The following is a 13,197-nucleotide window of genomic DNA, read 5'->3' on the forward strand; positions in this document are numbered from 1 at the left end:
GCCTACTCTGGCTCGCCACGACCTTGCAAATACCCCCTTCTCTCCTCACATGCATCTCACCGAATTAAAAACACAGCACGTTTCAAAGCTGCTGGAAATGGCCGCAGAGCTTGAAATCGACAACGCTAGCCGTCTGCGCAAGCAGGAGCTGATGTTCGCCATCATGAAGCGGCGTGCCAAGCAGGGCGAGCAGATCTTCGGTGATGGCGTCCTTGAAGTGCTGCCCGACGGCTTCGGCTTTCTGCGCTCGCCCGATACCTCCTATCTGGCCAGCACCGACGACATCTATATCTCGCCGTCCCAGATCCGCCGCTTCAACCTGCATACCGGTGACTCCATCGAAGGGGAAGTCCGCACGCCCAAGGACGGCGAACGCTATTTCGCCCTGGTCAAGGTCGACAAGGTCAACGGCATGCAGCCCGAGGCCATCAAGCATCGCATCATGTTCGAGAACCTCACGCCGCTCCATCCGGACGAGGTCATGACACTCGAGCGCGACATCAAGAGCGAAGAGAACGTCACCGGACGCATCCTCGACATCTTCGCGCCGCTGGGCAAAGGCCAGCGCGCCCTCATCGTGGCCAGCCCCAAATCGGGCAAGACCGTGATGATGCAACACATCGCGCATGCCATCTCCACCAATTATCCCGACGCCGTAATGATCGTCCTGCTGGTCGACGAGCGTCCGGAAGAAGTCACTGAAATGCAGCGCACGGTGCGCGGCGAGGTCGTCGCCTCCACCTTCGATGAACCCGCCACCCGCCACGTCCAGGTGGCCGAGATGGTCATCGAAAAAGCCAAGCGGCTGGTCGAGCTCAAAAAAGACGTCGTCATCCTGCTCGACTCCATCACGCGGCTGGCCCGCGCCTACAATACGGTCGTTCCCGCGTCGGGCAAGGTCCTGACGGGAGGCGTCGACGCCAACGCCCTGCAGCGTCCCAAGCGCTTCTTCGGCGCCGCGCGCAACGTCGAAGAAGGCGGCTCCCTCACCATCATCGGCACCGCCCTGGTCGAAACCGGCAGCCGCATGGATGAAGTGATCTACGAAGAATTCAAAGGCACCGGCAACAGCGAGGTCCATCTCGAGCGCCGGCTGGCCGAAAAACGCGTCTACCCCGCTATCAATCTCAATAAGTCGGGCACACGCCGCGAAGAACTGCTCATCAAGCCAGAGCTTCTACAAAAGGTCTGGGTACTCAGGAAGTTCATACACGACATGGACGAAATCGAAGCCATGGAGTTCATTTTGGATAAGATTCGCGCAACCAAAACAAACTCCGAATTCTTCGACATGATGAAGAAATAAGCGGCTGAACACCTTGTAAGCCTCTCACACGAGAGGCTTACTTGCGTGATGCATCCGTAATCGACATAAGCAACTATGCCGACTCACAGCGCGCCACTTTAATCCCGCTGAGTCCTGCTTACTCAGTACGCAACACAGAGCACTTCTCGATGACACTACCTACACTAGACCGATTTCTTGACCAGATCCGCGCCCGGGACCCGCACCAACCCGAGTTCATGCAAGCCGTCAAAGAGGTAATGAATAGTTTGTGGCCTTTCATCGAGCGTAACCCCCAATACGCCGATCAAGGCTTGCTGGAGCGCTTGGTCGAACCCGAGCGCGCCATCCAGTTCCGTATTTCCTGGGTCGATGACCAGGGCAAAGTACAAGTGAATCGCGGTTTCCGCATACAGCACAGCTCGGCCATCGGCCCCTTCAAGGGCGGCATGCGCTTCCACCCCTCGGTCAACCTTTCCATCCTCAAGTTCCTGGCTTTCGAGCAGACCTTCAAGAACGCCCTCACCACCCTGCCCATGGGCGGCGGCAAAGGCGGATCCGACTTCGACCCCAAGGGCAAGTCCGACGCCGAGGTCATGCGCTTCTGTCAAGCCCTCATGATCGAACTCTACCGCCACCTCGGTCCCGACACCGATGTCCCCGCGGGCGACATCGGCGTCGGTGCGCGTGAGGTCGGTTTCATGGCGGGCATGATGAAGAAGCTGTCGAACTCGGCAAGCAGCGTGTTCACCGGCAAGGGCCTGACCTTCGGCGGCAGCCTCATCCGCCCAGAAGCCACCGGCTACGGCACGGTGTATTTCGCGGAAGAAATGCTCAAGCACGCGAACCAATCGATCGAAGGCCTGACCGTGTCGGTGTCCGGCTCGGGCAACGTGGCGCAATATGCCATACAGAAATGCCTGCAGCTGGGCGCCAAGGTCGTCACGGTCTCCGATTCGCACGGCACCGTGGTGGACAAGGCCGGCTTCACGCAGGAAAAGCTGAACGAACTCATACGCCTCAAGAACGAAGAGCGCGGCCGGGTCGAAACCTATGCCCAGCGCTTCAATCTGGTGTACGAAGCCGGCAAGCGGCCTTGGCATGTGCCGGTCGATGTCGCGCTGCCTTGCGCCACCCAGAACGAACTCGAGCTCGAAGACGCCCGGACCCTCATCAAGAACGGCGTGCGTTGCGTGGCCGAAGGCGCCAACATGCCCACCAGCCTGGATGCGGTCGACGCTTTCATCGAGGCCAAGATCCTGTATGCGCCCGGCAAGGCCAGCAACGCCGGCGGCGTGGCGGTATCGGGCCTGGAAATGAGCCAGAACGCACAACGGTTGCAATGGACGCGCGACCAAGTGGACACCAAGCTGCACGCCATCATGCGCGACATCCACGAGAATTGCGTGCGTCACGGCAGCGAAGAAGGGAGAACCGTCAACTATGTCAATGGTGCCAACATCGCCGGCTTCGTCAAAGTGGCCGACGCCATGCTCCAGCAAGGCGTATATTGATTTACCCCCACTCCTGAAAAGCCGGCGACCCCGCCGGCTTTTTTTGTGGGGTCTGACCCCGAATGGGGTCAGACCCCATGCTGCATTGCTGGTTCTTTTTCAAAGGGGTCAGACCCCGTACGGGGTCTGACCCCACTGCAAGTCCCGGCGCTTGTTCTGGGGTCAGACCCCGAATGGGGGTCTGACCCCTTGCTGCATTGCTGGTTCTTTTTCAGGGGGTCAGACCCCATTCGGGGTCTGACCCCTCATCAATGAGCGATGTGCTCCTCGTTGCCGTTACCCGACCCGCCGGCGGTCGAGCCCCGTATGGCGTCCGGACCGCCGATCTCCCGTATCCGGGGGTCTTTCCATGAGCCGGACACCTCGTACTGAACCGTCATCGCCTTGGCCAAGGGCGCCTGCAGCAGCCACTGGGTCAGGAAAGCACCCAGGCCGACCACCGGATTGACCGCGATGCCCGCCGCGATGGCTGCGCCGCTTACATCCAGCTTGGGGATCACGACCGCCTGCAGATTCATCTGCTCATCGATCAGATTCACCTTGCCGTCCATGACGATGGTGCCGACCGGTCCGATCACCCGATAGTCGCGCGTGCTCATGACTCCCTGGCGCATCTCGACGGTGCCTCGCAAGTCGTCGTAGGGAAACCCTTCTTTGGTGAGGCCGCCCGGGTTCAGGTCCAGACGGGCCAGCCGGCGCAGCGACTGCAGCGACAGCAACTCCAGCAAGCGCGCGGAATAGGAATTGACGGAGCCGAACCGCCCCTTTTCGAGCTTGAACTCGATGTCGCCGTTCAAGTCCGCCTTGCTGAAATCCCAGGGCATGTTCCGCCATTGCAGAGTTCCGGTGATCGTGCCCTGCCCGGATTTCATCGCGTCTTTCAGGCCCAGCTGTTCCAGGTAGCCGCCCAGGTCCTTGACGGTGACCTGCGCATCCAGTTCCAATCCGCGCTGAGGCCCGCTCAGGCGCCACAGCCCGCTGCCATCCAACACGGCATGCGGGCTTGACACCTTCATTTCATCCAGGCGCCAGAGCTTGCCCCTGGACTGGTTCACACCGACCAGGGAAAGCGAGCCTACCCGCCGGCCATACAGGCGCAGATCCTTGACGCGCAGATTGATGGCCGGAATGTCGAAGTCCTCGTCAACCTGGAGGCTGTCCTCGCCATCCTTGCCGGCTTCATCCTCCTCGCCGTCCGCCCCCAATGACAAGCGGTCGAAATTGGCATCCACACGGCCGGCGATCCGTCCTTGAGCTTCCTTCCAGAACAGCGTCCCGGCGGTCTGCGAGGAGCTGACATCGACGCGCCACTGCTGCGGCTCGGGCTGGCGCGCGGTGAACGTCAATTCATCCAGCGTAAGCCCTTGCACGCGTAGCTGCGCGGACTGCAGCCTCAACTGAGTCAGGTCCGGCAACAAAGGACGCTCCCGGCCCTGATTCCCCGTGGCGGTCGGCGGAGCGGAAAAATCCTGCGCGACCTGGTGCCAGGCATCGAGATCGACGACGGGATAATTGAGATCCAGCGCCAGGCCCTGGGCCGGCATCTGAACCTTCTGCTGAAGGCCGAGAAAACCGGCATGGAAGTAGCTGGGACTCTTGCCTTGCCGGCGATGCAGGAACAAGGCCTCGATATCGCTGCCCAGCGTGAGCCTGAGGCCCATGCTTTTCTCGGCATCCAGGCGGCTCCAGCTTGCCCGCAGGGGCATGGCCCGCCCCGCGGGCTTGCCCAGTGGCGGTGGAAAATCCAGTGCCAAGCCTTGCATGTCGGTATTCACCGCCAGGGAAAAACCACCGGCCTTGTCCCGCTGCAGCGTGGCGTCATACGCAAAATCGCCGGTCAGGCGCTTCATTCCCTCCAGCCCGACATACTTCTGAAGCGCGTCGGCGGTCGATTTGCCACGGAATGCCAGGCCTGTGGCGTTGCCGCCGACACCGCCGGCGACGGCGACCGGTCCGCCCAGAAACTCGCCCTTCAGGCCCGACGCCGTGATTTCGCTTTCAGTGAAGGACAGCGCGCCATTGAGCCGCCTGAAGGCGGGCATCTCGGGCATGGGTTGAAACTCGCCGCCGGAAAAACGGAGCTCTCCCTTCACGGTGCTGTTCATGCTGTCCAGCAGAGGTATGGACAAAGACAGGGGAAGCTCCCATTGCCCCGTTGCGCGCGCCTCGTCCAGCAAGCCATCGAGCATCCGTCCGAGCGGCGAATGCTTGGCCAGCGCCAGATAGGCATCCGCTTTTGCTGCGGTATGTCCCTTTATTTCAAGAACGGAACCCTCTTCGATATTGGCGATGCGCGCTTCGATACCCTTCAGATCGATGGGCGTTTCGGGACGGGAAAACATCGCAGCCCGGTCGGCGAAAATTCGTAAATCGACGCGATGCAGCGATATATTGCCGTCCATATCGGCCAGCCGCGGCCAGCCCGGCTCCTTGCCTTCCGCCGGCAGATAATCGATGACTGCGCCACGATAGCCGCCCTTGATGTGGAAATCCCCCTTGTCCGGCTGCTCGCCGAAAGGAAAGTGCTCGAGATCGCCCTTGAGCAAGAGGCTGGCGTCTTCGATTCTCCCCGCCAGCAGTCCCTTGGCCATCCAATCCCGCGCATCGAAATTCACCGTCTTGGGCATGTATTCGTCGATGGCTTCGATCATGGCCCAGCTGATGCGTCCTTGTATGTCGGCTAGGCCCGCCCCTCCGGTGCCTCCCTTCCGCCAGCTTCCGCTCAGCGTCGCATCGATGTCTTGATTCTGCACGCGCAAGGATTCCGCCTGCAGCTGGAGAACACCGTCGGCCTCCTCGACGCGGCCCTCGGCATCCACCCGGTCGATGGCGATATGATGCTCGAATGCCCGCGGTGCCCGGATATCCATTCCCCGCGCCCGAAGGCGATAGTCTATGGGCTGCATCGTGCCAGCCATGCCGGTCCGGCCATGGAACACCTTTTGATAGGAATCCCAGGATCCGTTCACATAAAGCTGGAGCTCTTTCGCCTGCACATCGCCCTCGTCGGGCAAAGACCAGCGGCCGTCGGCAACCGACGTATCCGACGCAATGCGATGGATGCTTCCGTCGGCAAACTGCAGCCAGTTTCGGGTGGACAAGCGATCGGTTCCGAAGTGCGGCGGCATCTCGACCCACGGCGCCCAGCTTGCCGGACGCAGATTCTCCACGCTCACATACAGTTCACCTTCGCCTTCAGACAGATGGAACGGCCGTCCCTGCGCCGACGGGTTGCTGGAAAAGCGTCCGCGGACATCCAGCGCACCACCCAGCGCGGCCGGCGGCTGCGCCGTCAAGGAAAACCGGTGATTGCGCCGCTGATTCTGGACAATCAGCGTCACATCTTCGAGCACCAGGGGCGGGGCTGCCTTGTGCTCGTCGATCCAGCGTATCGTGGCATGGCGCAAGGTAATGCTGCGTTGAGCCAACAGCCAGTTGAAAAACGCATCGCGCCCTCCTTCATCGGTTTCATCCACGGAATCGGGATCGAAAGAGCGGCCCAGCAAGTGCAGGCGTTTTTCGCCGTCGCGCCGCAAGGTCAGGTCGATGCCGTCAGCAGCCAATGTCAGCAGCCGGGGCTCGAAGGAAAACAGGCTGCGCCAGCTGAGCGTTCCGTGCACCGCGGGAAGCGCCAGCAAACGCCCGTGCTCTTCATCCGAGATGATCACGTTTCCGATGTCGAAGCTCGGGTTCAACCCTTTCCATTGGGCGCGGATTTCACCCAGTTCCACCCGCATTTGCAGAACCGAGGACAATTGCGCTGAAATGGGCTCGCGCCATGCATTGATATTGGGCAGGATCCAGTAGCGGCCCGCAAGCACCAGCATGGCAAGCACGAAATAGGCGAACAGGACCAGCTTCAGAGCCAGCTTCAGGAAGGTAGTGGAAACTCGGAACAGTCCATGGCGCCGATGTTCCGTTGATTTAGCCATCGAATTTCCAGTTCAGGACACTATCCAGGACAATAACATTTGCGGTATCTTGCCGTTGATCAGCCATTTTTCCGTTTCGAGCGTATCGCATTCCACCCCGGTCAGCCCATGCATTCAACCATTATATTAGAGCCCGCTTTGCGCTGGTCCGGCGCCTTGCGGCGCAAGACCGACGCCCATGCCGCATTCGGAGAATGGCTCGAGACGGCGGCGATGCAGCCGCTGAGCCGGCAGCGCATCGTGGACTGGTTCGACGAACTATGCGGCCAGCCGCCCAGCGGCGCAATGCCTGTCGCGGACCTCAAGCGGGTGCTGCGCAAGCTGCGCGAGCGCGTGTTCTATTGCGCGATGGTGCGCGACATCAACCTGTCGGCTGATTTGCACGAGGTCGTCGGCGCCATGTCGGCACTGGCGGATCTCGCCATCGCACAGGCCTACAAAAGCGTTGCCGCAAGCCTTGCGGAAACGCATGGCGTCCCCATCGATCCTTCGACCGGCATGCCACAAGAAATGATCATCGTCGGCATGGGCAAGCTCGGCGGCAAAGAGCTGAACGTTTCCTCGGACATCGATCTCATCATGCTCTATGGCGAGGAAGGCGAAACCGACGGCCGCCGCAAGATCAGCCATCATGAATTCTATGGACGCGTGACCCAGCGCATGATGCCCGTCCTGTCGGAGATCGATGCCGACGGACAGGTATTCCGCACAGACCTGCGCCTGCGTCCCGACGGAGACGCGGGCCCGCTCGCCTGGAGCCTGGAGGCGCTGGAAAACTATCTGGTCGTCCAGGGACGGGAATGGGAACGCTACGCCTGGCTGAAAGGCCGCGTCATCCCGTGCCGGGCTTTCGACGGCAGCAACGCTTCGGCGCAGCTCGCACAGCTGGAGGCCCTCCGCACGCCGTTCGTCTACCGCAAGTACTTCGACTTCGACGCGCTGGCCGCGTTGCGCGGCCTGCGGGAGCGCATACGGCAAGACTGGCAGCGCCGGGCGCTCGCTCGCACGGGCGTCGACACGGTGCACAACATCAAGCTGGGCGATGGCGGCATCCGGGAAATCGAGTTTGTCGTTCAGTTGAACCAGCTCATCCGCGGCGGACGCATGCCATCCCTGCAGCAGCGCGGCTTGCTGCTTGCCATGCAGAAACAAGTCGCCGCGGGCGTTCTGGCAGCCGACGTCGCCGAAGGCCTGGCCTCGGCATACCACTATCTGCGCCGCGTCGAGCACCTCCTGCAATATCGGGAAGACGAACAGACGCACCTGCTGCCGCGCGACGAGCATACCTGCGACGCGTTGGCCGAGGCCATGGGCGTGAAGCGCGCGGATTTCGAACACCAGCTGGCGGACCATCGCGGCTTTGTCGCGAGAACCTTCCGGGACGCCTTTCGCATTGCCGGCATGGGCGATTCGGAACATGACGGCGGCGGCCAGCAAAACCTCGAAGCGCCGTGTTCGGATCTTGCGGAATACGTGCAGAACCACCTGGGCGATGACGCACAGGCCGTCTGCCAGCGGGTGGACGCCCTGCTGGACAGCCACCGTATCCGCAGCCTGCCCGCGAGCAGCCGCAAGCGGGTGGAAACGCTGCTGCCGGCATTGATTTCCATGGCGGGCAAGACGCAGCAACCTGCCAGCACGGCCGCCCGCCTGCTGGAACTGATCGAACACATCGCGCAGCGCAGCGCTTACCTGGCTTTGCTCGCCGAATACCCGGAAACCCTGGCCCGCGTCACGCGCATCGTCAGCGCCAGCCCATGGGCATCGCAATATCTGCGCCGCTACCCGTTGCTGCTGGACAGCTTGATCGAATGGCGTTCATTGCTGGAACCCACCGATTTCGCGCAAGTGGCGGCCCAGATGCAGCGCGAACTGGATGCCTGCACACTGCCGGACGGCAGCCCTGACGTCGAGCAGCAGATGAACCTCATGCGCGACATCCAGCATCAGGTCACTTTCCAGCTGCTGGCGCAAGACCTCGAAGGCGTGCTGACCGTCGAACAGCTGGCGGACCAATTGTCGGCACTTGCGGACATGATGCTGGGCGAGACCATCCGGCGGGTCTGGCCGCTGGTGCAGCCGCGCGGGCGCTCTGCCCCGTTTCCCGAACCTCGCTTCGGCATCATCGCCTACGGCAGGCTGGGCGGAAAAGAATTGGGCTATGCCTCTGATCTGGATCTCGTGTTCCTTTACGACGACTCGGACGATGAAGCCGGCGAGACCTATGTGAAGCTGGGCCGCCGCATGGTGTCGTGGCTGTCGACCATGACCTCCTCGGGGCGGCTGTACGACATCGACCTCAGGCTACGCCCGGACGGCGAAGCCGGCCTGATCGCCATCACCATCGATGCCTTTGAAGAGTACCAGACCAAGCAGGCCTGGGCATGGGAACACCAGGCCATCACGCGGGCGCGTTTCGTCGTGGGCGACAACGCCATCGGCAAGCGGTTCGACATGATCCGCGAACGTATTCTGCTCCAGCCGCGCGACCCCGAGGCATTCAAGAACGAAGTGCGCAACATGCGCGACAAGATCAGTGCCGGCCACCCCAACCGCACGCCCGATTTCGACCTCAAGCATGACCGCGGCGGCATGGTCGACGTCGAGTTCATTACTCAGTACCTGGTTCTGTGCCATGCCAACCGCCATCCCGTCCTGCTGGGGAACCTGGGGAATATCACCTTGCTGCGCCTGGCGGCCGAAGCGGGGCTGATTCCCGCGGACCTGGCCGACAAAGCCGCCAATGCCTATCGCGAGTTCCGCAGACAGCAGCACGCCCTGCGCTTGCAAGGTGCCGAGAAAGCACGCCTGCCCAGCGATCGCCTGACCGAGGAACGCGATGCCGTGATGGCGCTTTGGAATATGGTCATAGGGGACTAAAATAGGATCTTTGTGTGTTTTGCCTATGCCACGCCCTGCAAGGGGCGGCATGTATCGTTATGACAACTACCGAACGCCCCAAGCTGACGCTCCCCCAAGACCGTAAAAAGGTGCTGATGCATTCCTGTTGCGCCCCTTGCTCCGGCGAAGTCATGGAAGCCATGACGGCATCGGGCATCGACTATTCGATTTATTTCTACAACCCGAACATCCATCCGGACCGGGAATACGAGATCCGCAAGAACGAGAACATCCGATTCGCCGAACAGCACGGCATCGAATTCATCGACGCCGACTACGATCGCGACAACTGGTTCGAGCGCGTCAGGGGCCTCGAAAACGAACCGGAGCGCGGCGAACGCTGCACGGTCTGCTTCGACATGCGTTTCGAACGCACCGCGCTGTATGCCCACGAACATGGTTTCGACACCATCACCAGCTCGCTGGGCATTTCGCGCTGGAAGGACATGAACCAGATCAACGGCTGCGGCGAGCGGGCCGCCGCCCGCTATCCCGAACTCATCTACTGGACCTATAACTGGCGCAAAGGCGGCGGCTCCGCCCGCATGATCGAAATCAGCAAGCGCGAGAACTTTTACCAGCAGGAGTATTGCGGCTGCGTGTATTCCCTGCGGGACACCAACCGCCATCGACGCGCGCAGGGCCGCGAACGCATCGAGATCGGGGTGAAGTTCTACGGGAAGGATGAGCTTTGACGAGGCAGGGGTCAGGCCTTATGGCAAGGGGTCAGGCCTTATGGCAAGGGGTCAGACCCTATAGGGTCTGACCCCGAGTTCAATAAGACCCCGCGTCAATGACCTGGGGTCAGACCCCGTACGGGGTCTGACCCCTCAACCACCCATCACTGCAGCGTACGCTCGAACACGAACTTGTCGTCCTGCCAATCCACCGGCACGACGTCCTTGGGTCCGAACTTGCCTTCCAGGATCAAGCGTGCGATCGGATTCTCGATGTGCTGCTGGATGGCTCGCTTGAGCGGACGAGCGCCGAACACGGGATCGAAACCCGTCCGTGCCAACTGGGCCAACGCCGCCTCGGACACTTCCAGGCGCATTTCCTTCTGCGCCAGGCGCTGCCCCAGGCGTTGCAGCTGTATCCGGGCGATCGATTCGATGTGCTTGGCTTCCAGCCCATGGAACACCACCACTTCGTCGATGCGGTTCAGGAACTCCGGACGGAAGGACTGCTTGAGTTCATCCCAGATTACTTCCTTGATCACCTCGTAGGGTTGGCCCGCCATGCTCTGGATATGTTGCGAACCCAGGTTGGAGGTCATGATGATCACCGTATTGCGGAAATCCACGGTGCGGCCCTGGCCGTCGGTCAGCCTGCCGTCGTCCAGCACCTGCAGCAACACGTTGAACACGTCCGGGTGCGCTTTCTCGACCTCGTCGAGCAGCACCACGCTATAGGGTTTGCGACGCACCGCTTCCGTCAGGTAGCCGCCTTCTTCGTATCCCACGTAGCCCGGAGGCGCGCCGATCAGCCGCGCAACGGAATGCTTTTCCATGAACTCGCTCATGTCGATGCGGATCATGTGATCTTCCGAGTCGAAGAGAAAGCTGGCAAGCGCCTTGGTCAGCTCGGTCTTGCCCACCCCGGTCGGTCCGAGGAACAGGAAAGAACCATAGGGACGCTGCGGATCGGACAAGCCCGCGCGGGAACGGCGGATCGCATCGGCGACGAGCTTGACGGCTTCGTCCTGGCCGACCACCCGCTGGTGCAGATGCTCTTCCATCTTGAGCAGCTTCTCGCGCTCGCCCTGCATCATCTTGGAAACGGGAATGCCGGTGGCCCGCGAAACGACTTCCGCAATCTCTTCGGCGCCGACCTGGGTGCGCAGCAGACGCGGCTGATCGGCCTCTTTTTCGTCCTGCTTGCCGGACTCGGCCGCCTGCAGCCGCCCTTCGAGTTCGGGCAGCTTGCCATATTGCAGTTCGGCGAGCTTGTCGAATTGCCCCTTGCGCTGAAGTTCCGCCATTTCGGCGCGCGTGCGTTCGATCTCTTCCTTGATCGCCTGCGAGCCTTGCACAGCCGCTTTCTCGGCTTTCCAAATTTCCTCGTAGTCGTTGTATTCGCGCTGCAGTTTCAGCAGTTCGTCCTCGATCGCCTTCAGGCGGCGCTGCGAGGCTTCGTCCGTATCCTTGTTGACGGCCTCGCGCTCGATCTTCAGCTGGATGATGCGGCGGTCCAGCCGGTCCATGACTTCGGGCTTGGAGTCGATTTCCATGCGGATGCGAGCAGCGGCCTCGTCGATCAGGTCGATCGCCTTGTCGGGCAGGAAGCGGTCCGTGATGTAGCGATGGGAGAGTTCTGCGGCGGCGACGATGGCCGGATCGGTGATGGCCACGCCATGGTGCAATTCGTATCTTTCCTGCAACCCACGCAGAATGGCGATGGTGGACTCCACATCGGGCTCGTTGACCTGCACCTTCTGGAAACGCCGTTCCAGCGCGGCGTCTTTCTCGATGTATTTGCGGTATTCGTCCAGCGTGGTCGCGCCGATGCAATGCAGTTCGCCGCGCGACAGCGCGGGCTTGAGCATATTGCCCGCGTCCATGGCGCCTTCGGCCTTGCCGGCGCCCACCATGGTGTGCAGCTCGTCGATGAAGACGATGGTCTGGCCGGCGTCCTGCGAGAGCTCCTTCAGCACCGCCTTCAAACGCTCCTCGAATTCGCCCCGGTACTTGGCGCCAGCCAGCAGGGCGGCCAGGTCGAGCGTCAGCACGCGCTTGCCCTTCAGCGTCTCGGGCACTTCGTTGTTGACGATGCGCTGCGCCAGGCCCTCGACGATCGCGGTCTTGCCCACGCCGGGCTCGCCGATCAGGACGGGATTGTTCTTGGTCCTGCGCTGCAGGATCTGTATGGAGCGGCGAATCTCGTCGTCGCGGCCGATGACCGGATCCAGCTTGCCCTGGCGGGCCCGTTCGGTCAGGTCGGTGGTGTACTTCGCCAGCGCTTCGCGATTCGACTCGCCCTCGGAGTCCGATACGGCGGCGCCGCCCCGCACCGCCTCGATAGCGGTTTCAAGCGCTTTGCGCTGCAGCCCGGCGTCGCGCAGGATGCGTCCGACCTCACCCTTGTCATCGCACAGGGCGAGCAGGAACAATTCGCTGGCGATATAGGAATCGCCGCGCGTGGTGGCTTCCTTATCGGTACGCGCCAGCGCGGCCTGCAGCTCGCGGCTGACCTGGATATTGCCTTCCGCCCCCTGCACTTGCGGCAGGCTTTCGATATGCCTGTTCAGGGCAGGGCCGACCCGGTTGACCGCCGTCCCGGCGCGCGCCAGCAGGCTGGCCGCGCCGCTGTCGGCATCGGCAAGCAATGCCGACAGCACATGGGCCGGTTCTATGTAAGGATTGTCGTTCTTGACAGCCAGGCTTTGCGCATCCGCAATGGCCTGCTGAAACTTCGTGGTGAGTTTGTCGAATCGCATAGTCGTGTCTTTTATTGGGAGAGCATGAGCTCGAATGAAGACTATGTAGGGCCAAAAGCCTTGATTTCAAGGGCTGGCCGGCCTTTTCGAGGGGTCGTGAGGGGTCGGACCCCGTCTGTGTTAGAGGGG

6 protein-coding genes are annotated in these 13,197 nt (G+C 61.7%); 4 read left to right on the forward strand and 2 right to left on the reverse strand.

Features of this window, described 5'->3' with window-relative positions; all coding sequences use genetic code 11:
- Positions 1 to 49 precede the first annotated feature (49 nt).
- Together rho and gdhA are read left to right on the forward strand one after the other, a co-directional pair.
- Positions 50 to 1,306: a transcription termination factor Rho gene (gene rho, locus ACSBPU_RS12370; RefSeq protein WP_180068042.1), complete on the forward strand. Its 1,257-nt coding sequence runs from the start codon at positions 50 to 52 to the stop codon at positions 1,304 to 1,306.
- A gap of 149 nt (positions 1,307 to 1,455) precedes the next feature.
- A complete protein-coding gene (gene gdhA, locus ACSBPU_RS12375; RefSeq protein ID WP_180068041.1) occupies positions 1,456 to 2,799 on the forward strand; it encodes an NADP-specific glutamate dehydrogenase in 1,344 nt (447 codons plus the stop codon).
- Between the two features lie 248 nt (positions 2,800 to 3,047).
- On the opposite strand, the gene ACSBPU_RS12380 is transcribed toward gdhA, so the two are convergent.
- Complete coding sequence (locus ACSBPU_RS12380; RefSeq protein ID WP_442592407.1) at positions 3,048 to 6,731, reverse strand: YhdP family protein; 3,684 nt, start codon at positions 6,729 to 6,731, stop codon at positions 3,048 to 3,050.
- A 108-nt stretch (positions 6,732 to 6,839) separates the two neighbouring features.
- Between ACSBPU_RS12380 and glnE the strand changes: the two genes are divergently transcribed.
- Both glnE and ACSBPU_RS12390 read left to right on the forward strand, forming a co-directional pair.
- A complete protein-coding gene (gene glnE, locus ACSBPU_RS12385) occupies positions 6,840 to 9,611 on the forward strand; it encodes a bifunctional [glutamate--ammonia ligase]-adenylyl-L-tyrosine phosphorylase/[glutamate--ammonia-ligase] adenylyltransferase (protein WP_442592408.1) in 2,772 nt (923 codons plus the stop codon).
- A 59-nt stretch (positions 9,612 to 9,670) separates the two neighbouring features.
- On the forward strand, positions 9,671 to 10,327 hold the full coding sequence (locus ACSBPU_RS12390) for an epoxyqueuosine reductase QueH (RefSeq protein ID WP_442592409.1): 657 nt from the start codon (positions 9,671 to 9,673) through the stop codon (positions 10,325 to 10,327).
- 146 nt (positions 10,328 to 10,473) lie between these two features.
- Here ACSBPU_RS12390 and clpB read toward each other — a convergent pair whose 3' ends face one another.
- Positions 10,474 to 13,068: an ATP-dependent chaperone ClpB gene (gene clpB, locus ACSBPU_RS12395; RefSeq protein ID WP_180068037.1), complete on the reverse strand. Its 2,595-nt coding sequence runs from the start codon at positions 13,066 to 13,068 to the stop codon at positions 10,474 to 10,476.
- Positions 13,069 to 13,197 lie beyond the last annotated feature (129 nt).

Origin of the sequence: Parapusillimonas sp. JC17 (assembly GCF_052180245.1) — a bacterium.
Classification (GTDB): domain Bacteria; phylum Pseudomonadota; class Gammaproteobacteria; order Burkholderiales; family Burkholderiaceae_B; genus Parapusillimonas.

Coding starts and splice junctions, on each gene's coding strand:
- rho (WP_180068042.1), top strand. CDS start 50: ATGCATCTCACCGAATTAAAAACACAGCACGTTTCAAAGCTGCTGGAA.
- gdhA (WP_180068041.1), top strand. CDS start 1,456: ATGACACTACCTACACTAGACCGATTTCTTGACCAGATCCGCGCCCGG.
- ACSBPU_RS12380 (WP_442592407.1), bottom strand. CDS start 6,731: ATGGCTAAATCAACGGAACATCGGCGCCATGGACTGTTCCGAGTTTCC.
- glnE (WP_442592408.1), top strand. CDS start 6,840: ATGCATTCAACCATTATATTAGAGCCCGCTTTGCGCTGGTCCGGCGCC.
- ACSBPU_RS12390 (WP_442592409.1), top strand. CDS start 9,671: ATGACAACTACCGAACGCCCCAAGCTGACGCTCCCCCAAGACCGTAAA.
- clpB (WP_180068037.1), bottom strand. CDS start 13,068: ATGCGATTCGACAAACTCACCACGAAGTTTCAGCAGGCCATTGCGGAT.